At 66.4% G+C, this 24,586-nt stretch carries 25 protein-coding genes; 12 read left to right on the top strand and 13 right to left on the bottom strand.

All coding sequences use genetic code 11. The features are described from left to right. Positions 1 to 64: 64 nt before the first annotated feature. Positions 65 to 1,429 carry an NAD-dependent succinate-semialdehyde dehydrogenase gene (locus EDF74_RS03620; RefSeq protein ID WP_123728829.1) on the top strand — a complete coding sequence of 455 codons (1,365 nt, stop codon included), beginning with the start codon at positions 65 to 67 and terminating at the stop codon, positions 1,427 to 1,429. 192 nt (positions 1,430 to 1,621) lie between these two features. On the opposite strand, the gene EDF74_RS03625 is transcribed toward EDF74_RS03620, so the two are convergent. From EDF74_RS03625 to miaB, 8 genes are all read right to left on the bottom strand, one after another. Further along, on the bottom strand, positions 1,622 to 2,620 hold the full coding sequence (locus tag EDF74_RS03625; RefSeq protein WP_123728830.1) for a magnesium and cobalt transport protein CorA: 999 nt from the start codon (positions 2,618 to 2,620) through the stop codon (positions 1,622 to 1,624). Between the two features lie 15 nt (positions 2,621 to 2,635). After that, positions 2,636 to 3,892: a DUF4105 domain-containing protein gene (locus EDF74_RS03630; protein ID WP_123728831.1), complete on the bottom strand. Its 1,257-nt coding sequence runs from the start codon at positions 3,890 to 3,892 to the stop codon at positions 2,636 to 2,638. An 8-nt stretch (positions 3,893 to 3,900) separates the two neighbouring features. Continuing rightward, the gene (locus EDF74_RS03635) at positions 3,901 to 4,782 is read right to left on the bottom strand and encodes an HlyC/CorC family transporter (protein ID WP_123728832.1); all 882 of its coding nucleotides are present in this window, start codon (positions 4,780 to 4,782) and stop codon (positions 3,901 to 3,903) included. A 65-nt stretch (positions 4,783 to 4,847) separates the two neighbouring features. After that, positions 4,848 to 5,447 (bottom strand): hypothetical protein, encoded by a 600-nt coding sequence (locus tag EDF74_RS03640; protein WP_123728833.1) that lies wholly within the window; start codon positions 5,445 to 5,447, stop codon positions 4,848 to 4,850. An 82-nt stretch (positions 5,448 to 5,529) separates the two neighbouring features. Further along, positions 5,530 to 6,216 carry a hypothetical protein gene (locus EDF74_RS03645; RefSeq protein WP_123728834.1) on the bottom strand — a complete coding sequence of 229 codons (687 nt, stop codon included), beginning with the start codon at positions 6,214 to 6,216 and terminating at the stop codon, positions 5,530 to 5,532. 54 nt (positions 6,217 to 6,270) lie between these two features. Beyond that, positions 6,271 to 6,756: an rRNA maturation RNase YbeY gene (gene ybeY / locus EDF74_RS03650; RefSeq protein ID WP_121041647.1), complete on the bottom strand. Its 486-nt coding sequence runs from the start codon at positions 6,754 to 6,756 to the stop codon at positions 6,271 to 6,273. Continuing rightward, positions 6,753 to 7,739, bottom strand: a complete 987-nt coding sequence (locus tag EDF74_RS03655) for a PhoH family protein (RefSeq protein WP_088433024.1) — start codon at positions 7,737 to 7,739, stop codon at positions 6,753 to 6,755. The genes ybeY and EDF74_RS03655 overlap by 4 nt, the downstream gene beginning before the upstream one ends. 237 nt (positions 7,740 to 7,976) lie before the next feature. Next, positions 7,977 to 9,440: a tRNA (N6-isopentenyl adenosine(37)-C2)-methylthiotransferase MiaB gene (gene miaB, locus EDF74_RS03660; RefSeq protein WP_123728835.1), complete on the bottom strand. Its 1,464-nt coding sequence runs from the start codon at positions 9,438 to 9,440 to the stop codon at positions 7,977 to 7,979. Positions 9,441 to 9,559: 119 nt separating this feature from the next. Between miaB and EDF74_RS03665 the strand changes: the two genes are divergently transcribed. The 6 genes from EDF74_RS03665 to EDF74_RS03690 all read left to right on the top strand — a co-directional run bounded on the left by EDF74_RS03665 (position 9,560) and on the right by EDF74_RS03690 (position 14,688). After that, the gene (locus EDF74_RS03665) at positions 9,560 to 10,504 is read left to right on the top strand and encodes a lytic transglycosylase domain-containing protein (protein ID WP_123728836.1); all 945 of its coding nucleotides are present in this window, start codon (positions 9,560 to 9,562) and stop codon (positions 10,502 to 10,504) included. A gap of 171 nt (positions 10,505 to 10,675) precedes the next feature. Continuing rightward, positions 10,676 to 11,296, top strand: coding sequence for a ubiquinol-cytochrome c reductase iron-sulfur subunit (gene petA, locus EDF74_RS03670; RefSeq protein WP_123728837.1), 621 nt, complete (start codon positions 10,676 to 10,678; stop codon positions 11,294 to 11,296). A 2-nt stretch (positions 11,297 to 11,298) separates the two neighbouring features. Continuing rightward, a complete protein-coding gene (locus tag EDF74_RS03675) occupies positions 11,299 to 12,558 on the top strand; it encodes a cytochrome b (protein WP_123728838.1) in 1,260 nt (419 codons plus the stop codon). Between the two features lie 37 nt (positions 12,559 to 12,595). Further along, entirely contained in the window at positions 12,596 to 13,297 is a 702-nt protein-coding gene (locus EDF74_RS03680) for a cytochrome c1 (RefSeq protein WP_428999143.1), read from the top strand. A gap of 160 nt (positions 13,298 to 13,457) precedes the next feature. Continuing rightward, positions 13,458 to 14,093: a glutathione S-transferase N-terminal domain-containing protein gene (locus EDF74_RS03685; RefSeq protein WP_019186262.1), complete on the top strand. Its 636-nt coding sequence runs from the start codon at positions 13,458 to 13,460 to the stop codon at positions 14,091 to 14,093. Positions 14,094 to 14,244: 151 nt separating this feature from the next. Next, the gene (locus EDF74_RS03690) at positions 14,245 to 14,688 is read left to right on the top strand and encodes a ClpXP protease specificity-enhancing factor (protein WP_088433018.1); all 444 of its coding nucleotides are present in this window, start codon (positions 14,245 to 14,247) and stop codon (positions 14,686 to 14,688) included. Between the two features lie 35 nt (positions 14,689 to 14,723). Here the strand turns inward: EDF74_RS03690 and EDF74_RS03695 are convergent, their stop codons facing one another. From EDF74_RS03695 to EDF74_RS03710, 4 genes are all read right to left on the bottom strand, one after another. Next, entirely contained in the window at positions 14,724 to 15,080 is a 357-nt protein-coding gene (locus EDF74_RS03695) for a DUF3301 domain-containing protein (protein WP_123728840.1), read from the bottom strand. Positions 15,081 to 15,164: 84 nt separating this feature from the next. Then, on the bottom strand, positions 15,165 to 16,145 hold the full coding sequence (locus tag EDF74_RS03700) for a DUF2272 domain-containing protein (protein ID WP_123728841.1): 981 nt from the start codon (positions 16,143 to 16,145) through the stop codon (positions 15,165 to 15,167). Between the two features lie 97 nt (positions 16,146 to 16,242). Next, positions 16,243 to 17,100, bottom strand: coding sequence for a carboxylating nicotinate-nucleotide diphosphorylase (nadC, locus tag EDF74_RS03705; RefSeq protein ID WP_123728842.1), 858 nt, complete (start codon positions 17,098 to 17,100; stop codon positions 16,243 to 16,245). After that, a complete protein-coding gene (locus EDF74_RS03710) occupies positions 17,097 to 17,366 on the bottom strand; it encodes a Trm112 family protein (protein WP_019186189.1) in 270 nt (89 codons plus the stop codon). The genes nadC and EDF74_RS03710 overlap by 4 nt, the downstream gene beginning before the upstream one ends. Before the next feature lie 59 nt (positions 17,367 to 17,425). Here EDF74_RS03710 and purE point away from each other — a divergent pair, with 59 nt between their 5' ends. Together purE and EDF74_RS03720 are read left to right on the top strand one after the other, a co-directional pair. Continuing rightward, a complete protein-coding gene (purE, locus tag EDF74_RS03715; RefSeq protein ID WP_019186188.1) occupies positions 17,426 to 17,929 on the top strand; it encodes a 5-(carboxyamino)imidazole ribonucleotide mutase in 504 nt (167 codons plus the stop codon). After that, positions 17,926 to 19,071: a 5-(carboxyamino)imidazole ribonucleotide synthase gene (locus EDF74_RS03720; protein ID WP_123728843.1), complete on the top strand. Its 1,146-nt coding sequence runs from the start codon at positions 17,926 to 17,928 to the stop codon at positions 19,069 to 19,071. Before purE ends, EDF74_RS03720 begins: the two co-directional genes overlap by 4 nt. 35 nt (positions 19,072 to 19,106) lie before the next feature. On the opposite strand, the gene EDF74_RS03725 is transcribed toward EDF74_RS03720, so the two are convergent. Next, entirely contained in the window at positions 19,107 to 19,688 is a 582-nt protein-coding gene (locus EDF74_RS03725; protein ID WP_123728844.1) for a superoxide dismutase, read from the bottom strand. 129 nt (positions 19,689 to 19,817) lie between these two features. Between EDF74_RS03725 and grxD the strand changes: the two genes are divergently transcribed. The 3 genes from grxD (at position 19,818) to EDF74_RS03740 (ending at position 24,495) form a co-directional block, all read left to right on the top strand. Then, the gene (grxD, locus tag EDF74_RS03730) at positions 19,818 to 20,138 is read left to right on the top strand and encodes a Grx4 family monothiol glutaredoxin (protein ID WP_019186185.1); all 321 of its coding nucleotides are present in this window, start codon (positions 19,818 to 19,820) and stop codon (positions 20,136 to 20,138) included. Further along, positions 20,135 to 20,875: an SDR family NAD(P)-dependent oxidoreductase gene (locus EDF74_RS03735; protein WP_123728845.1), complete on the top strand. Its 741-nt coding sequence runs from the start codon at positions 20,135 to 20,137 to the stop codon at positions 20,873 to 20,875. Before grxD ends, EDF74_RS03735 begins: the two co-directional genes overlap by 4 nt. A 425-nt stretch (positions 20,876 to 21,300) precedes the next feature. Then, positions 21,301 to 24,495 carry a TonB-dependent receptor gene (locus tag EDF74_RS03740; RefSeq protein WP_123728846.1) on the top strand — a complete coding sequence of 1,065 codons (3,195 nt, stop codon included), beginning with the start codon at positions 21,301 to 21,303 and terminating at the stop codon, positions 24,493 to 24,495. The last annotated feature ends 91 nt before the right edge of the window (positions 24,496 to 24,586 follow it).

A 24,586-nucleotide genomic window follows, 5' to 3' on the forward strand; every position in this document is an offset into this window, starting at 1 on the left:
ATCCGGCAACATCCGGATCACGGCGCCAGGCGCACACTGCGGGTCTGACTTTTGGAGACCCGCGATGACCGCTGACATCATCAATCCCGCGACCGGCCAGGTCACGTATCGCCATGAACTGCTTACCGCTGAAGGGGTCGAGCAGCGCCTGGCCGCCGCCGCCGAGGCGTTCCCGGCCTGGGCGGCACGCTCGCTGCAGGAGCGCGGGGCGATCCTGCGCGCCATCGCCGGCCAGCTGCGCCAGCGCAAGGGCGACATCCAGCAGGCGATGACCACCGAGATGGGCAAGCTCAAGGGGGAAGCGCTGGGCGAGATCGACAAATGCGCCGAGGCCTGCGAGTTCTACGCCGATCACGCGGCCGATTACCTCACGCCGCAGCTGATCGACACCGAAGCCCAGCGCAGTTACGTGCGCTATGAGCCGATCGGTTGCGTGTTCGCGGTGATGCCGTGGAACTTCCCGATCTGGCAGGTGTTCCGTTTCCTCGCGCCGGCGTTCATGGCCGGCAATGTGGCGCTGCTCAAGCACGCCAGCAACGTGCCGCAATGCGCCGATCTGATCCTGGCGGTATGCCGCGATGGCGGCCTGCCCGAGGGCGTGTTCGATGTGCTGCATATCGACAACGACCAGGCGGCCGAGGTGCTGCGCGACAAGCGGGTCAAAGCGGTCACCCTGACCGGCAGCGAGCGCGCCGGGCGGTCGATTGCGGCCAATGCCGGTGACCAGCTCAAGAAGTGCGTGATGGAGCTGGGCGGCAGCGATGCCTTCGTGGTGCTGGACGATGCCGATCTCGACAAGACGGTGGCCGCAGCGGTGAAGTCGCGCTTCGACAACAGTGGCCAGACCTGCATCGCCGCCAAGCGCTTCATCGTGGTCGATGCGATCGCCGATGCGTTCGTGGAGAAGTTCGTCGCCGCCGCCGGCAAGCGCGTCTACGGCGACCCGCAGGACGAGGAGACCACGCTCGCGCCGATGGCGCGCGCCGACCTGCGCGACGAGCTGCACAAGCAGGTGCAGGACAGCATCGCCAAGGGCGCCACGCTGCTGCTCGGCGGTGAGCCGGTGGCCGGCTCGCACGCGGGTTACCCGGCCACCATCCTGGACAATGTGACGCCCGGCATGCCGGCCTATGACGAAGAACTGTTCGGCCCGGCCGCCGCGATCCTGCGCGTCAGCGACGACGCCGAAGCGCTGCGCGTGGCCAATGACACCACCTTCGGCCTGGGTGGCAGCGTGTGGACGAGCGATGCGGCGCGCGGCGAAGCGATCGCCCAGCAGCTGGAATGCGGTGCCGCCTTCGTCAACGCCATCGTCAAGAGCGACGTCCGGCTCCCGTTCGGCGGCAGCAAGCGCTCCGGTTTCGGGCGCGAACTGGCCGAGCACGGCATCCATGAGTTCATGAACATCAAGACCGTTTACGTGGCCTGATGCCATGAACCGGGTAGTGCCGGCCGCTGGCCGGCTCACGCCCATGCCCCGGACGGCCGCGAACACCAGATGAGAGTCATGCCACCGGAGGAGCCGGCCAACGGCCGGCACTACCCACCGTCGTGGCCAGTGGTCGCCCGCCGTAGCGAGCAACGGTCACCACCGTAGCGACCAACGGTCGCCTACCTACACCTACAGCCAGCGCGCGCGCTTGAACAAACGGTACAGTCCCACGCACACCGCACCCACGCCGATGATCATCGCCGGGTAAGCCCACGGCTTGTCCAGCTCGGGCATGTGGGTGAAGTTCATGCCGTACCAGCTGGTGATCAAGGTCGGGGCGGCCAGCAGCGCCGCCCAGGCACCCAGCCGCTTCACCGTTTCGCCCTGGGCCAGGGTCACCAGCGACAGGTTCACGCTCAGCGCGGTGCCCAGCATCTCGCGCAGGGTATCGATCACATCGCTGATCCGCACGACATGGTCGTGCACATCGCGCAGGTACAGCTTCACTTCGTCCGGCACCAGGTCGCCCTGGTAGCGCTTGATCTGCGAGAGCATGTCCTGCAGTGGCGCGACCGCCATGCGCATCTTGTTGAGTTCGCGCTTGAGCTCGTACAGCCGCACCACGGTGTGGCGCTTGTAGTTGTCCGAGAAGATGTCCTTCTCCAGCAGCTCCAGCGTGTCGCGGTAGCGCTGGGTGATCGGCAGGTAATTGTCGACCACGAAATCCAGCACCGCATACAGGCAGTACGACGGCCCCATCGTGCGCAGCAGCTCCGGCTCGCGCTCCACGCGCGCGCGCGGGGCAGCATAGGACAACGATGCGCCATGGCGTACCGTGACCAGGAAGCGCGGCCCGAGGAAGGCGTGCGTCTCGCCGTACTGGATGCGCTCGTCCACCATCTGCGCGGTGGTCACCACCACGAACAGCGAGTTGCCGTAGGCCTCGACCTTGGGCCGTTGATGGGCGTTGCGTGCGTCTTCGATGGCCAGTGAATGCAGGCCGAATTCTTCCTGCAGCTTCAGCAGCACGCTGTCCTGCGGCTCGTAGAGTCCTACCCAGACGAAGCCGTTGTCGCTGGCGATCACATCGCTGATCGCATCCAGGCTGATGTCGTGGCGCTTGCCCTGGTCATCGTAGTGAACGCAGTTGATGACGCAGGCAGGGTTTTCAGGTGTGACGGTATCCATGGCGGGCATCGTGCGTCAGCGGCCCGTGACGGGCAGGTCACGGCGGCCCAGCACCCAGGCCAGCGCCACGTGGATGGGCAGCAACAGCACGATCCACTGCAGGTTGTACTGCGCCTGCAGCGTGAGCCAATGCAGCACCAGCCCTAGCAGCGACACGCCGGCGACCGCCCACAGCACGATCCGGAACCACGCGCGCGGCGCGCGGCCGCGCAGCAGGGTGATCGCAGCGGGAACGAGCAGCAGGCACAGCGGCGAGAGCTGCAGCAGGTTGCGATTGGCCCAGGCAGCCTGGTGCGCACTGAAGCCCCACAGGTAGGTCAGCAGGGCGCCACCAATGCCGCAGAACAGCCAGAACGGCAGTGCCAGGCCACCCAGCAGGCGGCGTCGGCGGCGCAGTGCAACCACACCCGCAGCGGCGATCAGGCCGCACAGCAGCCACGGCCACCAGCTGCGCGGGGACTCGGTTGGCTCCGGGGCGATCCGGTGCGGCAGCAGTTCCTGCTCGGCCTGCACCAGCGGGCGGCCTTCGCTGTTGCGCACCTGGCGCAGCGCATCGGCCAAGCGCATCGGCACGAAGGCTTCCTGCCAGCGCGACAGCGGCTGGTCGGCGAACGGGCCCAGACCGATATCGAAGCCCAGCCACATCCACGGCGACGGCGAGGCCAGGCGTACCGATTCACTGCGGTAGGTGTTGCCGCGCGAGCGCCCGGACAGCTGCGAATGCAGCCCGCCGCCGAGGGCACCATCGATCGCATCGCGGACCATGGTGGCGCAGTTGGCGGTGTAGTAATCGTAGTGGTAACGCGCGTTCTCGGGCCTGGCGCGCTCGGCCAGTGACGCGGCCAGGGTGCGGGCCTGCGCGGGCGTCAGGTCCAGCCACTGCACGCTCGCACCGCGGCCGCTCTCCTGGTAGTACGACAGGTCCTGCCCGAGCGGCAGCGCGACCAGGTAATACATCATGTCGCCGCGCACGAAATTGCCGATGAAATCGGGCTCGCTCGGGTCGAAGTAACCGAAGTTGTAGGAGGTGGCGTCGCCGGTGACCGGATCAACCACCACCAGCGCGTCATGCCCGAAGCGCTCGAAGAAGATCTCGCCCGGCTGCATGGTGACGACGCCAATGCGCGGTGCATCGGCGACGGTGGACGTGGACGCATCAACAGCGGGCGCTGCATCCTGCGCCAGCGCCCCGAAGGGCAGGCTGGCCATCGCAAGCAGCGACAACACGAACAACAGGCGGCACAGCGACCACCGATTCAAAGGGGGCCGCATGGCGTGGGTCAATCCTCGTTGTGGGTGTCGGGCGGCAGCACGGTCACATGGAACGCCTGCACACGGCGGGCATCGGCACGCGCCACCCGGAACACGAAGCGGTCCAGGGTGAGTTCGTCGCCGGTTTCCGGCAGGTGCCCGATCGCTTCGGTGACCAGGCCACCGATGGTGTCGTAATCGTCGTCGGGGAACGTGGCACCGAAGCGCTCGTTGAAATCCTCGATCGCGGTCAACGCATCGACCACGTACTGGCCGTCGGCCTGGATCGCGATCTGCGAGGTGTGGTCCTCCGCCTCGTCGTGCTCGTCGTCGATCTCGCCGACGATCTGTTCCAGCACGTCTTCGATGGTGACCAGGCCGGCGACACCGCCGTACTCATCGACCACGATGGCCATGTGGTTGCGCGAGAGGCGGAACTCCTTGAGCAGCACGTTGAGCTTCTTGGCCTCGGGGATCAGTACCGCCGGGCGCAGCAGCTCACGGATGTTGGCCGGCCCGTTGTCGGCGACCACGCCGCGCAGCAGGTCCTTGGCCAGCAGGATGCCGAGGATGTCGTCTTTGTTGTCGCCGTGCACCGGGAAGCGCGAATGGCCGGATTCGACCACCTGCTTCATCAGTTCAAGGAAGGGGGCTTCGACCGGCAGGGAGACCATCTGCGAGCGCGAGATCATCACGTCGCCGACGGTGAGCTCGGCCACCGAAATGGCGCCTTCCATCATCCGCAGCGTGTCAGCGGCAATGAGGCCGTCTTCGTGCGCGGTGTGCAGGACCGCCACCAGCTCGTCGCGGGTGTGGGGTTCGCCGGAGAAGGCAGCGGTCAGGCGTTCGAGCCAGCTGCGCTTCTTTTCATTGTGCTCCTGGGTGGAGCTACTACTGTCGTCTTCAGACATCTCTGGAAAAAAAGGCACCCGGCGTGCCGGGCGTTGGATTTAGTCTATCAGGATGCGGGCGCCTGTCAGCGCCCAGCCGAGGGTGGATTCACGCCCGGCAAGGGGGCCGGTGCGGCGCCCGGCGGCGGGGTGTCTTCCTCCGGTGGCAGGTCCAGGCTGTAGGTGCAGCCGGCCAGGGTCTTGCCTGGGTGGGTCTTCACCGTGGACAGGCTCAGGATCACTGATTCGATCAAGGCCTCGCCGGTGCGCGGGTCGGTGACGTCGCGGCTGACCAGCTCGCGCCCGGCCATGAACTTCTCCGGGGTATCCACGCCGTCCTCCAACGCCAGGCGCTTGGCCAAGGGACGGGGGTCGGCCAGATCCAGGATCGCCATGATGCTGGCCCCGGCCACCGCGATGTACTCGGCGCGCTCGCCGAACACCGTGATCGGGGCCGCCAGGCGGAACTCGGTCATGAACGGGTTGGTCTGCGGCAGCGGCTGCAGGCCGTTGGCGACCGCCTTGAGCGGGTCCGCCACCACCGGGGCGACCGCATCGTAATCACCAACGCTCTGGCGGCATTCGATCAGGGCGGTCAGATCCAGCGGGCGGGCAGGGGCGTCGGCAAACGCAGGGGCGGGCAGCAGGCCCAGCAGGCCAAGGCAGGCAAGTCGCAACGGGGTCATCGAAGCAGATCCATCAACGGGGGCGTGCAGCGCACGGACACGGTGACGATCATAGCGGGCGCCGGTCGGCCGTGGCAGGGCGTCACCGGCGGCGCAGCAGCCAGCGCAGCGTGGGGAGGAAGGTGACCGCGGCGATCCCCGCCGCGAACAGCACCAACGCGGCAGTGCCCAGATGGATCGCGCCCGGACCGTTGGCGGTCTCGGCCATCAGCGCGCGCCCGAAGATCAGGGCGAACGACGCGGCAAGAACAAACAGCAGCGCCACCTGCACCGGCCGTGCGCGGAAGGTCGACGACTGTCCCGGCGCGACGCCATCGCGGCCGAACCAGCGATACAGCGTGCGCCAGCCCAGCGGCGCGACCAGGGCGGCCGCCAGCCCTGACCAGATCACCACGCGCAGTCCGGCAAGGCTCAAGGTCGCTTCGGCAGGACCGGCCAGCAGACGAGGCAGGATCAGGCCGGCCACCACGCAGGTCAGCATGCCCACGACGAACACCCCGGCGGCCAGGCCGGCCAGACGTCCGGCCCACGCCGCAGACAGGGGCGCGCGCAGCTGCCGCGCCGCCCACCAGCTTCGCGCGGGCGCCAACGACAGCGCTGCGATGACGGCCGACAGCCCAAGCATGCCCAGCTGCAGTGCGCCAGGGTCGCGGCCGGCCGGCGTCAGTGCGGTGAGCCCCGGGGCTCCGATCGCGGCGTACAGCAGCCCTACCCAGGACACTGCAAGCAGCACGGCACCCAGTGCGGAACGACGATCAGGAATCGGCATGACGGCATACGTCCTTGTATGGCAGGGCAATCAACACAGGTAGCGAGGCAACGCTCAGCGCTCGCCGGCGTACGGATCGGCAATGCCCAGTTCGGCCAGGATGTCGCGCTCCAGCTGTTCCATGGCATCGGCTTCCTTCTCGTCTTCATGGTCCCAGCCGAGCAGGTGCAGCACGCCGTGCACGGTCAGGTGCGCGTAGTGCGCGTTGAGTGCCTTGCCCTGTTCGTCCGCCTCGCGGGCGACCACCGGGGCGCAGATCACCAGATCGCCCAGCAGCGGGAACTTCACGCCCTTGGGCAGGCCCTCCGGCAGTTCGGCCGGGAAGCTGAGCACGTTGGTCGCGTAATCCTTGCCGCGGTAATGCCGGTTCAACGACTGGCCTTCCTTGGCATCGACCAGACGGATCGCCAGGTCGGCCTCGCGGATGCGGCCCTTCAGGGCGGCGGCCACCCACTTGCGGAAGCTCACCGCCGAGGGCAGCCCGGCGCGGGGCAAGGCGTAGCTGATGGCGACGTCCAGTCGCACGGGACCACGGGTCATGGGGTCGCTCCGGGTTGGACCTGCTGCAGATCGCGGCGGTCGTAGGCGCTGACGATGCGGGCCACCAGCGGGTGACGGACCACGTCCCGTGCTTCGAAGAAGGTGAAGCTCACGCCCTCGACATCACGCAGCACATCGATCGCATCGCGCAGGCCGGACTTCACGTGCTTGGGCAGATCGGTCTGGGTGAGGTCGCCGGTCACCACGGCCGTGGAGCCGAAGCCCAGGCGGGTCAGGAACATCTTCATCTGCTCGACCGTGGTGTTCTGCGCTTCGTCCAGGATCACGTACGCATCGTTGAGCGTGCGGCCGCGCATGTAGGCCAGCGGCGCGATCTCGATGACGTTCTTCTCCAGCAGCTTGAGCACCTTCTCCACGCCGAGCATTTCGTACAGCGCGTCGTACAGCGGCCGCAGATACGGGTCCACTTTCTGGCTCAGATCGCCGGGCAGGAAGCCCAGCTTCTCGCCGGCTTCCACCGCCGGGCGGACCAGGATCAGGCGCTGCACGCGCGCTTCATTGAGCGCTTCCACCGCACTGGCCACGGCCAGGAAGGTCTTGCCGGTGCCGGCCGGGCCGATGCCGAAGTTGATGTCGTGCGTGGTGATCTGGTGCAGGTAGCGGGCCTGGTTGGCGCCGCGGCCGCGCACGGTGCCGCGCTTGACCTTGATCGCCACTTCCTGGGCCTCGTAGGCGCGCTCGACCACATGCTCCACGTTGGCCTGGTTCAGCCGCAGATGGATGGCATGGCTGTCGAACACCACGTCGCCGGCTTCGGCGTACAGCGCTTCGATCAGGGCCTGCGCATCGGCCACCACGGCCTTGGGGCCGGTCACGCGGAACACGTGGCCACGGTTGGCGATTTCCACGCCGAGTTTGAGTTCCACCTGGCGGAGATGTTCATCGAACGGACCGGCCATGTTGGCCAGGCGCTCGTTGTCTTCCGGGGTGAGGGTGAAGTCGCGTTGTGCGAGTGCGGTCATTGCGTCCGGCGGCCGCCGGTCCAGCCGACCGGGCCGCAAGCAGGGAAAGGGAGAACAGGGTAGCGCGGGAGTGGGGCTGCCGCTACAGCACCGGCGGAAAGTGGTTTTCCACAGGGGCTGTGCAATGCCGGTGCAGCAACCTGTGGATAGGCGGCGCCAGCCCTACTGCGGCAATGGGTTTAATTGCGTGGTCAAAAAATCGTCAACGATGGCCGCACCGTGGTCCGGCCATCGCGCTCAGTCTGCCGTCACCATCCGCGCGCGCAGCGAGTTGCTGTACGCCTCGGTGATCACCACATCCACGAACTGGCCGATCAAACGCGGGTGCCCGGGGAAATTGACCGAGCGCATGTTCTCGCTCTTGCCGGTCAGCTCGTTCGGGTTGCGCTTGGACGGGCCTTCCACCAGCACGGTCTGCACGGTGCCGACCATCTTTTCCGAGATGGCTGCAGCCTGCTCGTTGATCCGGGCCTGCAGGCGCGACAAGCGTGCGTGCTTTTCCGCATCGGTGGTGGTGTCTTCCAGATCGGCAGCGGGCGTGCCCGGGCGCCGTGAATAGATGAAGGAGAAGCTCTGGTCGAAGCCTACGTCCTCGATCAGCTTCATGGTCTTCTCGAACTCGGCGTCGGTCTCGCCGGGGAAACCGACGATGAAATCCGAGCTGATCGAGATGTCCGGGCGCACCGCGCGCAGCTTGCGGATCTTGGATTTGAATTCCAGCGCGGTGTAGCCACGCTTCATCGCCGAGAGCACGCGGTCGCTGCCCGCCTGCACGGGCAGGTGCAGGAAGTTGGCCAGCTGCGGCACATCGCGGTAGGCATCGATCAGCGAATCGCTGAACTCCAGCGGGTGCGAGGTGGTGAAGCGGATCCGGCCGACGCCGTCGATCTCGGCGATGGTCCGGATCAGCAGCCCGAGGTCGGCGAACTCGCCGTCGCCATACGGGCCGCGGTAGGCGTTGACGTTCTGGCCGAGCAGGTTGATCTCCAGCACGCCCTGGGCGGCCAGCTGCGCCACCTCCACCACCACGTCCTCGAACGGGCGGCTGACTTCGGTGCCGCGGGTGTAGGGCACCACACAGAACGAGCAGTACTTCGAGCAGCCTTCCATGATCGAGACGAACGCGGAGGCACCCTCGGCGCGCGGCTCGGGCAGGGCGTCGAACTTCTCGATTTCCGGGAAGCTGATGTCCACCTGCGATTTGCCCGATTCACGGCGCTGGCGGATCAGCTCCGGCAGGCGGTGCAGGGTCTGCGGGCCGAACACCAGATCCACGTGCGGCGCGCGCTTGATGATCGCCTCGCCTTCCTGCGAGGCCACGCAGCCGCCGACGCCGATGATGACCCCGCGGCCGTTGTTCTTGAGCGCTTTCCAGTAACCGAGCTGGCTGAACACCTTCTCCTGCGCCTTCTCGCGGATCGAGCAGGTGTTCATCAGCAACACATCGGCCTCGGCCGGGTCGTCGGTGAGTTCCAGCCCTTCGGAGGCGGCGAGCACGTCGGCCATCTTGGTCGAGTCGTACTCGTTCATCTGGCAACCGTGGGTCTTGATGTACAGCTTGCCGCGTACCGGGCCGGTCATCTGCGGCTTGGCGCCGGGCAGGGGGAGCAGGTCGGGGCGCGGGGCGGAGCTGGGCGGAGCGGAGGCAGGCAAGGCAGAACCGGCCGAAATCGGCGCGGTCGAAGCTGGCGTCCCGGTCATGGCGCTTATTCCAGTCGGGTGGGCGGGCAGGCAGCCGGATGGCTGCGGTGAGCACGGCATTGTAGCCGGGTCGGGCTCCCCCCTTGGCAATCCCCCACGAATTGGGGACACTCCCGCTCATGAAGGGGATGTTGGGGATCGCTGCGCTGGCCTTGGCTGCGCTGACCGCTATGCCGGCCAGTGCGGGCACGCTGTACAAGTGTGTTGGCGCCGACGGCATTCCCAGCTATGTGAGCAAGCGCGTGGGCGGGGCCAGCTGCAGCGTGATCAGCAGCTACCGGCCCGACCGCAGCGCGCCCCGTCGGGCCCTGTCTGCGCCGCCCGTGCCAGCCCCGGTCGCCACCGTCACCCCTGCACCCACCCCGGCCCGGGCCGACACCGCCACGGCGGCGACCGCAATCACCCCCGCGCCTGTTCCCGCCCCGGCCACCGTATTGACCGCACCGTCCGCTCCGGCCCCCGCGGCGGGCAAGGCAGGGCAGGTGCGCAGCGGGCAGCTCTATTCCTATATGAAGGACGGGGTGCGTCACTACACCAGCGCGCGGCCTGCCCAGATGGCGAGCCTGGGCCAGGTCCGCACCATCCACTACACCTTCATCGAACGCTGCTACGCCTGCGGCGCGAATCCTTCGGTCAACTTCGGCTCGGTCCGCCTCAATACCACGGCCTACCAGAGCGAGATCGCCGCGGCCGCCCGGGAGTTCGGGGTGGAAGAAGCGATCGTGCGCGCGATCATCCATGCCGAGTCCGCCTACAACCCGTTGGCGCTCAGCCGGGCCGGCGCGCAGGGCCTGATGCAGCTGATGCCGCCCACCGCGCGTCGCTTCGGGGTCAGTGATTCCTATGATGCTTCGCAGAACATCCGGGGTGGCGTGCAGTACCTGTCCTGGCTGCTCAAGCGCTTCAATGGCGACCTGACCCTCGCCGCCGCGGGCTACAACGCGGGCGAGGGCGCGGTAGCCCGCCATGGCGGCGTGCCCCCTTACAGCGAGACCCAGTATTACGTGAAGCGGGTGGCCGTGTTGGCCGACCGCTATCGAAGTGCGGTCGCCACCCAGCAATAACCGATGGCGCCGGGAGTACCTGATGCCGTACTGTCGGGGTAATGTCGTTCCGTAGTACCGCGTTGTGTGGCCGACTTCGGTTCAGCTACACTCGCGGCTGATTCAATGTGGACTGGCCCCCACCGGTCTACTGGCAGCCTCAAGCTACCTAAATCAATATCGGAGTGCCGGATGGCCAACGATGGGGTAAACGATCCAGTCAATGCTGGACGTCGACGATTCCTTTCAGCAACCACTGCGGTGGTCGGAGCGGTCGGCGTCGGATTTGCAGCGGTACCGTTCATCAAGTCCTGGAATCCCAGCGCCCGCGCCAAACTGGCCGGTGCCCCGGTGATTGCCGACATCAGTGCGCTCCAGGAAGGCCAGCGTCTGGTCATGGAGTGGCGTGGACAGCCGATCTGGATCGTCAAGCGCTCCAAGGCCATCCTCGACGCGCTGCACGGGCTGGACGGCCGGCTGAAGGATCCCGAATCGGGCGAGAAAGAGCAGCAGCCTGAGTACGTGCTCAAGCAGAATCCCGAATTCCGTTCGATCAAGGCCGAGGTCTCGGTGCTGGTCGGGCTGTGCACCCATCTGGGCTGTTCGCCGGAAATGGTCGCCGAGATCCGCCCCGAGCCCTACGACCCGCAGTGGAAGGGCGGCTATTTCTGCCCCTGCCACAAGTCGCGCTTCGATATGTCCGGTCGCGTGTTCAAGGATGTTCCGGCACCGATCAACCTGCTGGTGCCGCCGCACCATTACCAGGACGACAACACCATCATCATCGGCGTTGATCCGCAGGGGGCGGCTTGATCATGGCCAATATCCTTTCCCGCACCGCCACCGGCCTGGCCGACTGGGTCAACGCCCGCGCGCCGGGGCTGATGCCGGTGTACCGCAAGCACGTCAGCGAGTATTACGCGCCGAAGAACTTCAACATCTGGTACTACTTCGGCTCGCTGGCGCTGCTGATCCTGGTCAACCAGATCGTCACCGGCATCTTCCTGACGATGCACTACAAGACGAACGCGGCCGAAGCGTTCGCCTCCATCGAATACATCATGCGGGACGTGGAGTGGGGCTGGCTGATCCGCTACATGCACTCCACCGGTGCCTCGCTGTTCTTCATCGTGGTCTACCTGCACATGTTCCGCGGCCTGCTCTACGGCAGTTACCAGAAGCCGCGCGAACTGGTCTGGATCCTCGGCATGCTGATCTACCTGGTACTGATGGCCGAAGCCTTCATGGGCTACGTGCTGCCGTGGGGCCAGATGTCGTTCTGGGGGGCCAAGGTGATCATCTCGCTGTTCGGTGCGATCCCGGTGATCGGTACCGGCCTGACCGAATGGATCATGGGCGATTACCTGCCCAGCGACGCCACCCTCAACCGCTTCTTCGCGCTGCATGTGATCGCACTGCCGCTGGTGCTGTTGCTGCTGGTGGTGCTGCATCTGGGCGCACTGCATGAAGTGGGCTCCAACAACCCGGACGGCGTGGAGATCAAGAAGGGCCCCAAGGGCAACCGCTGGTCAGCCACCGCGCCCACCGACGGTATTCCCTTCCATCCGTACTACACGCTCAAGGATGCGGTCGGCGCCGGCTTCCTGCTGATCATCGCCGCCTTCATCATCTTCTTCGCCCCGGCCTTCGGCGGGTTGTTCCTGGAGCACGACAACTTCACCGAGGCCAACCGCCTGGTCACGCCCGAGCACATCAAGCCGGTCTGGTACTACACCCCGTATTACGCGATGTTGCGCGTGGTGCCCAACAAGCTCGGCGGCGTGATCGTGATGTTCTCGGCGATCGCCATCCTGTTCCTGGTGCCGTGGCTGGACCGGGCACGGGTCAAGTCCTACCGCTACCGCGGCCTGCTCTCGCGCGGCCTGCTGGGCATGTTCGCGGTGTGCTTCGTGTGGCTGGGCGTGATCGGCTCCGGCCCGGGTACGGATGCGCACGAGACCTACATCGGGCGCGTACTGACCTTCCTGTATTTCGCCTTCTTCATCACCATGCCGCTATGGACCAAGCTGGACAGGACCAAGCCGGTACCGGACCGGGTGACCACGCATGACTGACCACTGGATTGTCCGGCTGGCCTGCGCGGCGGCGCTGATGCTTGGTGTCGCGGTGGCCGATGCCGCCGAGGGCGCCAAGACCCTGCAGGCCGGCAATGATCTGAGCGATCGTGCCTCGCTGCAACGCGGCGCACAGCTCTACATGAACTACTGCTCCGGCTGCCACGCGTTGAAATACCTGCGGTACTCGCGCATGGCCGCCGATCTCGGGCTGAGCGAAGAGGAGGTCATGAACAACCTCAACTTCACCGGCACCCCGGTGGGTGAGCCGGTCCCGGTAACGATGCCCAAGGCGCAGGCCGAGAAGTGGTTCGGCAAGATGCCGCCGGACCTCAGCCTGATTTCGCGCGTGCGGGGCAGCGACTGGGTCTACACCTACCTCAAGTCGTTCTACCTGGATCCCACGCGGCCGCTGGGCTGGAACAACACCGTGTTCCCGAATGCCTCCATGCCCAATCCCCTGTGGGAGATGCAGGGCCTGCAGCATGCCGTGCACGGCAAGGCCGAGGGCCCGGGACTGGATGCACCGGTGGTCGGCCTGAAGATCGAGCAGCCGGGCAACATGGATCCCGGCCAGTACGATCAGGCGGTGCGCGACATCACCAACTTCCTGGAGTACGCCGGCGAGCCGGCGGCGCTCAAACGCCAGAAGCTGGGCGTATGGGTGATCCTGTTCCTGGCGCTGCTGACCTTCCTGGCCTATCTGCTCAAGAAGGAATACTGGAAGGACGTCCACTGAACCGTCGGGCGCCGTCCAGTGGCGATCGTTCCACGCGTGGGACCATCGCCCTATTGGCTTTTGTGATGTGCGGTTGCACACTCGGGTACTGTGACGACCGTCGGCAATGGGCTGGCGGCGCCGATACGACCGGCGGTTACCGGACGTTGGAGAGCCTTTGATGGCGGCGAGCGTACGCATGCGGAATACCCTGACGCTGTTTTCCTCGAACGACGATGTGCTGTGCCATCGCGTGCGGCTGGTACTGGCGGCCAAGGGCGTCACCTATGACTCGGTGCCGGTCGATCCGCAGAATCCGCCCGAAGATCTCATCGATCTCAACCCGTACCATTCCGTGCCCACCCTGGTGGAGCGCGAGCTGGTGCTGTACGCGGCGTCGGTGGTCAGTGAATACCTGGACGAGCGCTATCCGCACCCGCCATTGATGCCGGTCGATCCGCTCTCGCGGGCCCGCATCCGCCTGGCGATGCTGCGCATCGAACACGACTGGGTACCGCAGGTGCAGGCCATCCAGCTGGGCAACAAGACCCAGGCCGAGGCGGGCCGCAAGCGGCTCAAGGAACTGCTGACCAGCGCGGTGCCGCTGTTCAAGGCCAGCAAGTTCTTCCTCAACCCGGAAATGAGCCTGGCTGACTGCGCGATGGCACCGATCATCTGGCGGCTGCAGGCACTGGACGTGCCGCTGCCGAAGGATGGCAAGTCGATCGAAGACTATGGCAACCGCATTTTCCGGCACCCCGGCTTCATCCGCAGCCTGACCGACCAGGAAAAGAAACTGCGCGATCTGCCGGTCTGATCGGCGGGACGTGTGCCGCATACGGCACCCGTGTACTGAACGAAATCGCGGTGCCGGTACGCGCCATGGCTGACCTGCGGGTAGGCGGGCGCGTACACTTGCATCAGGCAATCCGGATCAAGAGCAGCCGAGCACGGCTCGGCTCTACCACATGACTGAAGACACTTTTCGCATGACCAGCCACCGTCCGTACCTGTTGCGGGCCTTGGTGGAATGGATCAATGACAACGACCTGACGCCGCATATCCTGGTCGACGCCGGCATGCCTGGCGTGCAGGTGCCGCAGAGCGCGGTCAAGGACGGCCGCGTCGTGCTGAACATCGCCGAGCGCGCCGTGGTGCGCTTGCATATCGACAATGACAGCGTGAGCTTCTCGGCCCGCTTCTCTGGCACCAGCTACCCGGTTCAGGTGCCGATCTCGGCCGTGCTGGCTGTGTATGCCCGCGAGACGGGGCAGGGCATGGCGCTGCCGGATGACATCCCGGGCCATGAGCCGGGTCCGGACGATGAGCTGCCGCCGGACGATTCACCGACCCCGCCGGACGATGCTCCGCCCAAGCCCAGTGGTCGCCCGCATCTGCGGGTGGTCAAATAAGAGTCACCATGGCCGCCGCAAAGGCGGCCATTTCATTAGACGTCCTCGGCATCCCCTGTATCGATATCGCGCCGGATCTCACTGATCCGTGCCGCCGACGGCCCCACGAACGTGATCAGCTGATCACCGCGCAGCACCATGCGCCCGCTGTGGCGGTCCACGCCATCGTGCGAGTACTCGAACTTGAAGGTGCGCTCCCAGCCCAGCCAGCCGTTGTCCTTGCGGCACACGCGCAGGCCGGTGGCGTGCACGCTCTGGTCCAGCCACTGCACATCGGCAGCGCGGCAGGCATTGCGCCCGAGCACGCCGGCACGCTCGGCGGCGGCACGCGAGGAATTCCAGAAGGCGTAGGCGAACGCGCCGGCAATCATCAACAGGATCAAACTGGGCATCGGTGACTCGGCGCGGTCAGGGAGGTCGGTCCCCCCAAGATGGCGACGAATGCGGCGCGGATCAAGCCATCCGTGCGTCTGCCATCACGGCGTGCGCGATGGCGGTGGGGGCGGTGTCATCGAATTGGGCACCGGCATGCCGGTCGGAACGGGCGCATCCGTCGGCATCGTCGCCGGCGCGGTCGCCACCAGCTTCAGCAGCGCGGCCCAGTCCTGGCGATTGAAGCTGCATTCCTCTTCGCGGCCCGGCGTGCAGCCCAGATCCACCCCATCGCCCGCGCTGGCCTTCGCGGGCGGCAGCTCGATCCGGCCGCTGCGGTCCAGCGACAGTTTGCGCAACGCCACGGTATTCATGACATTGCCGCCGATCAGATACAGCGTGCGGTCGCCGCCCATGTTGGCCGCGATCACCACCTCGCAATGCGACTTCCAATGCGTCACCGCACCACTGCCCAGCGACTGCACCAGCCCGCTGTAGCTCAGTGCCTCGCGCCGGTCGCGCAGGTAGCACAGCAGGTCGCCGGGCGCGGGTTTCTCCTGCGCCGGGTCGGTCATCCGGTACGGTCCGCTGTTCTGGTACGCGGCGCGGATGTAGTCGATGTGCCGGGGCGAACGGGTGAAGCCGGGCACCGAGGCGCGGGTCATCACCCAGGAAATGAAGGCGGCCGACCACGGGTTGTCCACCAGGAACGCACGACAGTCGGTGTCGGTGTAGCGCGTGCCCGGTGGGGCCATGCAGCTTGATGCACCGGGCTGGCTGCCCATCGGCGACAACGTGCCGCTCTGCCGCCAGTAGCCGACCACGCGCTGCCAGGCCACCAGGCCGTTGTCGGCAAGGTGGACGTCTTCGGCTTCGGTGACACTCAGGCTGGCTGCGCGGCCATCACGGTCGATGAAGGGCCGATACCAGAGGCGGTGTTCGTTGCAGGCGGTCTGCACGATGGCCACGGCCAGCGGACTCAGCCCGAACCGCGGGGGCACATCGCAGACCTCGGCGGCGGACGCCTGCAGCGGCAGCAGCGCGAGCAGGGGAGACAGGCAGGCGAGAAGCGGCAGGCAGCGCATGCGTGCATTCCAGGTGGGGGCAGACGCAGCCTCGCAGACCGCATCTGCCCATACCGTGAAAGTGCGGCTGGGCGTCGATCATGGATCGACGCGCGCGTCAGCCCGGGGGCGGCCCCAGTTTCAACGACAGGTCGATTGCCTGCACATGCTTGGTCAGTCCGCCGATGGAGATGCAGTCCACGCCGTCCTCGGCGATCGCGCGCAGGCCGTCCAGGCCGACACTGCCGGACACTTCCAGCGGAATCCGCCCGGCCGCGATGCGCACGGCCTCGCGCCGCGTGGCGGGGTCGAAATCGTCGATGAGGATGCGGGTGCAGCCCACCTCCAGCGCCTCGCGCAGCTGGTCCAGGTCTTCGACCTCGACCACCAGCGGCAACGCCGACCACTGCGCACGTGCCGCGAGGACCGCAGCGGTCAGCGAGCCGGCCGCGCGGATGTGGTTTTCCTTGAGCATCACCGTGTCGAACAAGCCCAGGCGATGGTTGTCGCCGCCGCCGCAGCGCACCGCGTACTTCTGTGCCACGCGCAGGCCGGGCAGGGTCTTGCGGGTGTCCAGGATCCGCGCGCCGGTACCGGCCACGGCCGCGACGTACTGCGCGGTGGTGGTCGCCGTGCCGGACAGCGTCTGCAGGAAGTTCAACGAGGTCCGCTCGGCACTCACCAGGCTGCGGTTGCGGCCCTGCAGCAGGGCCAGCACGGTGCCGGCGGCGACGCGGTCGCCCTCGGCCACGCGCCACTCGATCCTGACCTCCGGATCGAGCGCTGTGTGCGTCGCATCGAACCAGGGGCGACCGGCCATCACCGCGTCCTGCTTGCACAGCAGGTAGGCGCTGTCGGGGCGGTCCGGGAGCAGGGCGGCGGTGACATCACCGCTGCCGATGTCCTCGGCCAGCGCACGGGCCACATCGGCGGCCACCAGGGCGGCCTCGGGGGCCGGCACGGGAAGGTGGCTCATTTTTCCGGGAAATCGGCGATCTGGGCGGTGGCGATGGCCTCTTCGGCCAGCAGCACCGGGATGCCGTCGTCCACGCGGAACACCTGCTTGCGGTCGCGGGTCAGCAGGGCCTCGCGCAGCGTCTGCGCCTGCGGGCTGCCATCGGCCTTGAGCACGGCACCGCTGCCGATCGCGCGGTTGAGCGCGTCCAGGCCGGTGGCGTCGAGCAGGGACAGGGGCTGGCGCGTATCGGGCGAGCACAGGAGGTCGAGCAGCTTGCGATCCATGGATTCTTCGTCTTGCGTGGAAGACGGCTAGAATACGTCTTTAAGGCAGGTGACGGCCAATGACCCTCAACCAAACCGCGCCGCTCGTCGGCATCGTCATGGGATCCCGCTCGGATTGGGAAACCATGCAGCACGCCGCCCAGAAGCTGGATTCGCTGGGCGTTCCCTATGAAGTGAAAGTGGTCTCGGCGCATCGCACGCCGGACGTGCTGTTCACCTACGCCGAGCAGGCGGGCCAGCGTGGCCTGCGCGCGATCATCGCCGGTGCCGGCGGGGCCGCGCACCTGCCGGGCATGATCGCCGCCAAGACCGCCGTGCCGGTGCTGGGCGTGCCGGTGCAGTCCAAGGCGCTGAACGGCATGGATTCGCTGCTCTCGATTGTGCAGATGCCGGCGGGCATCCCGGTCGCCACCTTCGCCATCGGCAACGCCGGCGCCTCCAACGCGGCGCTGTTCGCGGCGGCCATGCTGGCCTCGGACCAGCCGGCGATTGGTGAGGCACTTGAGGCTTTCCGCGCCCGCCAGACCGAAGATGTCATGGCCCACGACGACCCGCGTCAATGACCCGGACCGTTGGCATTCTGGGCGGCGGTCAGCTCGCCCGCATGATGGTCCTGGCCGGTGCGCCGATGGGACTGCGCTTCGAGCTGTTCGACCCGGCCGCCGATGCCTGTGGTGCCCAGGTGGCACCGCTGCAGGTGGCCGCGTTCGAGGATGAGGCGGCCCTGACGGCCTTCGCCGCGCGCGTGGACGTGGTGACCTTCGATTTCGAGAACGTGCCGGCGCGCAGCGCCACGTTCCTGGCCGAGCGCGTGCCGGTGTATCCCAATCCGGATGCGCTGGCGGTGGCCCAGGATCGGCTAAGCGAGAAGACCCTGTTCCAGTCGCTGGGCATCCCGCTGCCGGCCTTCGCCGATATCCGCAGCCGCGACGAACTGGCGGCCAAGGTCGCCGAGTTCGGCATGCCCTGCATCGTCAAGACCCGCCGGTTGGGGTATGACGGCAAGGGCCAGTTCCGGATCCGCAGCGCCGCCGACATCGACGCGGCCTGGGACACGCTCGGCAGTTATGTCGAAAAGACCGGGCTGATTCTGGAAGGTTTCGTCGCCTTTGATCGCGAGGTCAGCGTGGTGGCGGTCCGCGGGCAGGATGGCGAGTTCCGCGCGTGGCCGATCACCGGCAACTGGCACGTCAACGGCGTGCTCTCGGCCAGTCTGGCCCCGGCACAGCTGTCGGCGGCCCAGCACGAGGCGGCCATCGGCTACGCACGTACGCTGGCCGAGCGCCTGGACTACGTGGGCGTGTTCGCGCTGGAGTTGTTCTGCCGCGGCGACGAACTGCTGGCCAACGAGATGGCACCGCGCGTGCACAACTCCGGCCACTGGACCATCGAAGGCAGCGAGACTTCGCAGTTCGAGAACCACCTGCGCGCCGTGCTCGGCCTGCCGCTGGGCGACACGCGCATGCTGGGCCATGCCTGCATGCTCAACTGGATCGGCCAGATGCCCGATGCTGCGGCCGTGCTCGGCCAGGCCAGCGGCCATTGGCACGACTATGGCAAGCAGGCGCGGGACGGCCGCAAGGTCGGCCATGCCACGCTGCGCGATGATGATGCGGCAGCGCTGGCCGGTGCATTGGAAAGCGTCGGTGTGCAGCTTGATCGCGCCGACCAGGTCGCACCGGTGATCGAGATCCTGCGCGGTTGACGGCCCGGTAGTGCCGGCCGTTGGCCGGCACCGCCTCAATCGCGCAATTGCGCGGTGACGAAGTCCCAGTTCACCAGCTTCCAGAACGCCTCCAGGTAGCGCGCGCGCTCGTTCTGGTAGTCGATGTAATACGCGTGTTCCCACACATCGCAGGCCAGCAACGGGGTGCTCTCCCCGGTCAGCGGTGTGCCCGCGTTGCGCGTCACCTGGATCGCGAGCGCGCCATTGGGGTGCTGCACCAGCCACACCCAGCCCGAGCCGAACAGGCTCGACGCCGCACGGTCGAATGTTTCGCGCAGGCGTTTGGCATCGCCGAAGTGGCGGGTGACCAGTTCACCCAGCCGGCCCTGCGGATCGCCGCCGGCGCGCGGGTGCAGGCACTGGAAATAGAACTGGTGGTTCCAGGCCTGCGCGGCCGCGTCGAACAGGCTGCCTTGGCTTTGGCGGACGATCTCCTCCAATGGCAGCTCGGCCAGCTCCGTGCCTTCAATACGCGCGTTCACCGTGTCCAGGTAGCCACGGAAGTGCCGCCCGTGGTGCAGGTCCAGCGTCTCCGCCGACAGGTGGGGCTGGAGGGCGGTGCGGTCGTAGGGAAGGCGAGGCAGTTCGAGGGGCATGGGCACGACAGATTGGGAAGGGAGAGCCCCGACAGGGTGCCCACCACCCGAAGGTAGGGCATACAATGGCGGTCAGGGAAGTCTATCCGACCGGTGAGGCCGGGTTGTCCCATTGGAGGGAGAGTCGTTGTGGCGGTGATGCAGCAGATCCAGTCCGAAGTCGAACGTTACCCCCTCGTGTTGTTCATGAAGGGCACGCCGCAATACCCCATGTGCGGCTTTTCCAGCCGTGCCATCCAGGCATTGATGGCCGCCGGCGCGATCGCGCTGCGCACGGTCAACGTGCTGGAAGAACCCGAGATCCGCGCCAACCTGCCGCGCTTCTCCAACCTGCCGACCTTCCCCCAGCTGTTCATCCACGGCGAGCTGATCGGCGGCTGCGACATCGTGCTGGAGCTGTTCGAATCCGGCGAGCTCAAGCGCATCGTCGAAGAGGCGTCCCAGCCGTGAGTGCGGTCCCGTCCGTGGTGGTCGGGACCGGATCGCTCGCCGATCGCGTCATTCTCATCGCCGGGGCCGGGGGAGGCTTTGGTAGTGCCGCCGCTGTCGCCTGCGCGCAGGCCGGGGCAACCGTAGTCCTGCTGGGGCGCAAACCGCGCCGCCTGGACCGGGTCTACGCCGCAGTCGACGCCGTTGGCCCGGAGCCGCTGCTGTATCCGCTGGATCTGGAAGGGGCCACCCCCGACGACTACGCCACCCTGGCCGAGCGGCTGCACTCCGAGCTCGGCCATCTGGATGGTGTGCTCTATTGCGCAGCCGATTTCGCCGGGCTGACCCCGTTCGAACTGGCCGACCCGGCCGCCTTCGCCCGGGCGGTACATGTGAACCTGACCGCCCCGGCCTGGCTGGCGCAGGCCTGCCTGCCGCTGCTGCGCCAGAGCGACGATGCCGCGCTGGTATTCACCGTGGACGACCCTGCGCGGGTAGGGCAGGCCTACTGGGGCGGCTACGGCGCAGCCCAGCACGGCCTGCGCGGCCTGATCGCCTCCCTGCACGACGAACTCGGCCGCAGCCCGGTCCGGGTCAGTGGCCTGCAGCCGGGCCCGATGCGCACCGCGTTGCGCGCCCGTGCCTTTTCGCTGGATGAAGACCGTAGCGCCCGTGACCCGGCCGAGTGCGCCGCCGCGGCGGTCCTGTTGCTGTCCGCCGCCGGCGCTGCCCACCGCGGTGAGATCCTCGAGGCCTGAGGGCGGGAAGGGCGTCACCGTTGGGTGACCGTGCCCAGGGCGACCGTGCCCAAGACCGTCCCACGGCTGTCAGGTAGTGCCGGCCGCTGGCCGGCTCCCCAGTGAACCTTGAAAAACCCCGGCGGGGACCCTCCCGAAACCGCTGGCGGCGCCAGATGGCCCGCATTCACCCGGTCACAATCAAATGTGAAGATAACGTCACGATCCCGTTGTGATGGCGTGTGTTTTGTCGCCAAACCGTCACAATCCGAGGTTACCGTGTTAATCTAGTGTTAACCGTTGCGGCTGAAACCAGCTCGCGGCTAGGGAACCCAGATAAAAGTCCAGTCAGCCGCCAGCAAGGCTGCTTGGGCGCGTTTTTTTCTCCGCCATCGCCAATCTCGCATCGAGGCTACTCCCCAATGACCCACTCCCGTTGTCTCCGGATGTCCAAGCTGACGCTTGGTCTCGTGGCTGCACTTGCCGCCGCTCCCGCCTTCGCCCAGAGCACCTCTGCCGGTGTCGGCGGTCAGGTCACGTCCGCCTCAGGCTCGCCTGTTGCCGGTGCCGAAGTCACCATCACGCACACCGAGTCGGGCACGGTCAGCCGTGCGACCACCGATGCGGCGGGTCGTTACAACGCGCGCGGCCTGCGCGTGGGTGGTCCGTACACCATCACCATCAACAAGTCCGGTGAAGGCACCAAGACGGAAGAGGGTGTGTACCTGGGCGTCAACCAGACCGGTACCGTCAATGCGGCACTGACCGGTGACCTGGCGGCGACCAACCTGGAGGCGGTGCAGGTTGTTGCCGTCGCCGGCGGCTCGGAAGTGTTCAGCACCACCAAGATGGGCTCGGGCACCAACATCAGCCAGCAGCAGATCGAGATTGCGCCGTCCATCGGCGGCAACATCCAGGATCTGATGCGTCTGGATCCGCGCGTGACCTTCATCGATCGCGCCTCCGGCTCGATCTCGGCCGGTGGCCAGAATCCGCGCTACAACTCGATCAGCATCGACGGCGTGTCCGCCAGCGATACGTTCGGCCTGGAAGGCAACAACATGCCGACCCGCCGCCAGCCGGTCGCCATGGAAGCCATCGAAGCGCTGGACATCAACCTGTCCAACTACGACGTCAGCATCGCTGCTGCCGCCGGTGCCACCGTCAACGCGGTGACCAAGTCCGGTACCAATGAATTCCACGGTTCGGTCTACGGCACCTACCGTGACGGCGACTGGTTCGGCGACAACCCGGAAGGCCAGCCGTTCAACGGCTTCACCAAGGAAGAAACCTACGGCATGACCGTGGGCGGTCCGATCATCAAGGACAAGCTGTTCTTCTTCGCGAACTACGAAAAGTTCAAGCAGGCCGCCCCGGGCGCCGACCTGGCGACCACCCCGCTGGGCAAGGCCAACGGCCAGTTCAACCTGGCGGACGTGACCCGCGCCCAGCAGATCGCGCAGGGCTACGGCATCGAAGCCGGTGGCCTGGAAAGCAACGGCGACACCTCGATGGAAGAGTACGCGCTGAAGCTGGACTGGAACATCAGCGACAACCAGCGTGCCAGCATCCGCTACAGCAAGATCGACCAGAGCAAGCTGCGCATCAACGGCATGACCACCAGTGCCGCATCGCTGAGCTCGTACTGGTACCAGCACGACAAGACCAACGAAAGCTACGTCGCCCAGCTGTTCAGCGACTGGTCGGACAACTTCTCCACCGAACTGAAGGCGTCGTACCGCGAGTACTCGGCCATCCGTAACGTGAGCACCAATGCCCCGAGCGTGCGCATCTTCTTCGGTGGCAACGTGGGCGCGCCGTCCGGCGACTCGCTGTACCTGGGTACCGAAGCCAACTCGCAGAACAACGTTCTGCAGACCAAGGCGTGGAACTACTACGCCGCCGGCACCTGGACCCTGGGTGACCACGACGTCAAGTTCGGTGCGTCGTACGATACCAACGATATCTACAACTTCTTCGGCGCCAACTCGTTTGGCACCTACACCTTCTACGGCCTGGACAATTTCGCCGCCGGCCGCTGGAGCAGCTACAACTACGCCCCGGAGCGTACGCCGGGCTCGATCCCCGCTGATTACAAGTACAGCAACCTGGCCCTGTTCGTGCAGGACACCTGGTATGTGAACAACAACCTGACCCTGACGCTGGGCCTGCGTGCCGACCGTCCGGACACCACCCCGGCGCCGGCTTACAACGCACCTGCCTCGAACGTCTTTGGCTATAACAACAGCAAGGTGCTCGACAGCAAGTTCCTGATCCAGCCGCGCTTTGGCTTCAACTACACCTTCGATACCGACCGCCCGACCCAGCTGCGTGGTGGCGTGGGCCTGTTCCAGGGTGACTCGCCGCAGGTGTGGCTGAGCAACAGCTACTCGGCGACCGGTTTCAACACCAACGTCTACAGCCTGAACAGCGCCGCTTACAACAATGCGCTGGCGTTCAACCCGAACAAGGACACCCAGCCGGTCCCGACCGCGCCGGGCTCGGCGGTCCAGAACGTCAACTTCGTCGGCAACGACTTCAAGCTGCCGTCGATCTACAAGGCCAACCTGGCCCTGGACCATGAAACCCCGTGGTACGGCATCGTGGCCTCGGCCGAGCTGCTGGTCACCAAGGTCAAGGATGGCCTGTACTACCAGAACCTCAACCTGGGCCCGATCCAGTACCAGGGTCCGGACGGTCGCGATATCTTCTACAGCGCCTCGAAGGTCGGCGCCTGGACCGACAACGACAGCCGCGTCCTCCGCAACCGTGCTTACAACAACGTCTACCTGATCGACAACACCGACAAGGGCCGCACCTCGCAGTTCACCGCGTCGCTGTCCAAGCCGTGGAGTGATGCCAGCGACTGGTCCTGGAACATCGGCTACACCTATACCGATGCCACCGAAGTCGGCTCGCTGACCAGCTCCACCGCCAGCTCGGGTTGGGGTTACCAGTACGCCTTCGACGCCAACACCCCGGTCGAGAACACCTCGCGCTACCAGATCCGCGACCGCGTGTCGGGCTCGCTGAACTGGAAGCACAAGTTCTTCGGTGACTACGAAACCAAGCTCGGTCTGGTGTACGAAGGCCGCAGCGGCCGTCCGTACAGCTATGTCTACGTCAACGACGCCAACGGCGACAACCGCAGCGCCAACGACCTGTTCTACGTGCCGAAGGGCCCGGGCGATGTGCTGTTCGGCACGCTCTCCGCCACCGGTGGGTTCACCGCCGATGCGGCCATGGAGAAGAGCTTCTTCGATTGGCTGGCTGCCAACCCGGAACTGGCCAAGTACGCTGGCAGCACGCCGGGTGCCAATGAGTTCCGCACTGGCTGGATCAACACCTTCGACATTCGTATCAGCCAGCAGCTGCCGGGCTTCATGAAGGGGCACAAGTCGGAAATCTGGCTGGACGTGCAGAACGTCGGCAACATGCTGAACAAGAAGTGGGGCAACATCTACGACTACGGCTTCTTCGCCGACGCTCGTGTGGCCACCCTGCAGGGCATGTACCAGGGCAAGTACGTGTACAACTACCGCAACGCCGATGCCCCGACCGTTGCCAACGCGGACGCCGACGGCTTCGACGTCGGTGTGTCGCAGTGGTCGCTGCAGCTGGGCTTCCGTTACCAGTTCTGATGAACTGAGGTAACGACCTGCGTTACACCCGGAACGGCCAGGGCAACCTGGCCGTTCTGCTGTCCGGGAGACGGCGGCGCCAGCGCGGGAC

Origin of the sequence: Stenotrophomonas rhizophila (assembly GCF_003751305.1) — a bacterium.
GTDB lineage: Bacteria > Pseudomonadota > Gammaproteobacteria > Xanthomonadales > Xanthomonadaceae > Stenotrophomonas > Stenotrophomonas rhizophila_B.

Excerpts from the sequence above, each read along its gene's own strand:
- EDF74_RS03620 (WP_123728829.1), top strand. The coding sequence starts at position 65 with ATGACCGCTGACATCATCAATCCCGCGACCGGCCAGGTCACGTATCGC.
- EDF74_RS03625 (WP_123728830.1), bottom strand. The coding sequence starts at position 2,620 with ATGGATACCGTCACACCTGAAAACCCTGCCTGCGTCATCAACTGCGTT.
- EDF74_RS03630 (WP_123728831.1), bottom strand. The coding sequence starts at position 3,892 with ATGCGGCCCCCTTTGAATCGGTGGTCGCTGTGCCGCCTGTTGTTCGTG.
- EDF74_RS03635 (WP_123728832.1), bottom strand. The coding sequence starts at position 4,782 with ATGTCTGAAGACGACAGTAGTAGCTCCACCCAGGAGCACAATGAAAAG.
- EDF74_RS03640 (WP_123728833.1), bottom strand. The coding sequence starts at position 5,447 with ATGACCCCGTTGCGACTTGCCTGCCTTGGCCTGCTGGGCCTGCTGCCC.
- EDF74_RS03645 (WP_123728834.1), bottom strand. The coding sequence starts at position 6,216 with ATGCCGATTCCTGATCGTCGTTCCGCACTGGGTGCCGTGCTGCTTGCA.
- ybeY (WP_121041647.1), bottom strand. The coding sequence starts at position 6,756 with ATGACCCGTGGTCCCGTGCGACTGGACGTCGCCATCAGCTACGCCTTG.
- EDF74_RS03655 (WP_088433024.1), bottom strand. The coding sequence starts at position 7,739 with ATGACCGCACTCGCACAACGCGACTTCACCCTCACCCCGGAAGACAAC.
- miaB (WP_123728835.1), bottom strand. The coding sequence starts at position 9,440 with ATGACCGGGACGCCAGCTTCGACCGCGCCGATTTCGGCCGGTTCTGCC.
- EDF74_RS03665 (WP_123728836.1), top strand. The coding sequence starts at position 9,560 with ATGAAGGGGATGTTGGGGATCGCTGCGCTGGCCTTGGCTGCGCTGACC.
- petA (WP_123728837.1), top strand. The coding sequence starts at position 10,676 with ATGGCCAACGATGGGGTAAACGATCCAGTCAATGCTGGACGTCGACGA.
- EDF74_RS03675 (WP_123728838.1), top strand. The coding sequence starts at position 11,299 with ATGGCCAATATCCTTTCCCGCACCGCCACCGGCCTGGCCGACTGGGTC.
- EDF74_RS03680 (WP_428999143.1), top strand. The coding sequence starts at position 12,596 with ATGCTTGGTGTCGCGGTGGCCGATGCCGCCGAGGGCGCCAAGACCCTG.
- EDF74_RS03685 (WP_019186262.1), top strand. The coding sequence starts at position 13,458 with ATGGCGGCGAGCGTACGCATGCGGAATACCCTGACGCTGTTTTCCTCG.
- EDF74_RS03690 (WP_088433018.1), top strand. The coding sequence starts at position 14,245 with ATGACTGAAGACACTTTTCGCATGACCAGCCACCGTCCGTACCTGTTG.
- EDF74_RS03695 (WP_123728840.1), bottom strand. The coding sequence starts at position 15,080 with ATGCCCAGTTTGATCCTGTTGATGATTGCCGGCGCGTTCGCCTACGCC.
- EDF74_RS03700 (WP_123728841.1), bottom strand. The coding sequence starts at position 16,145 with ATGCGCTGCCTGCCGCTTCTCGCCTGCCTGTCTCCCCTGCTCGCGCTG.
- nadC (WP_123728842.1), bottom strand. The coding sequence starts at position 17,100 with ATGAGCCACCTTCCCGTGCCGGCCCCCGAGGCCGCCCTGGTGGCCGCC.
- EDF74_RS03710 (WP_019186189.1), bottom strand. The coding sequence starts at position 17,366 with ATGGATCGCAAGCTGCTCGACCTCCTGTGCTCGCCCGATACGCGCCAG.
- purE (WP_019186188.1), top strand. The coding sequence starts at position 17,426 with ATGACCCTCAACCAAACCGCGCCGCTCGTCGGCATCGTCATGGGATCC.
- EDF74_RS03720 (WP_123728843.1), top strand. The coding sequence starts at position 17,926 with ATGACCCGGACCGTTGGCATTCTGGGCGGCGGTCAGCTCGCCCGCATG.
- EDF74_RS03725 (WP_123728844.1), bottom strand. The coding sequence starts at position 19,688 with ATGCCCCTCGAACTGCCTCGCCTTCCCTACGACCGCACCGCCCTCCAG.
- EDF74_RS03740 (WP_123728846.1), top strand. The coding sequence starts at position 21,301 with ATGTCCAAGCTGACGCTTGGTCTCGTGGCTGCACTTGCCGCCGCTCCC.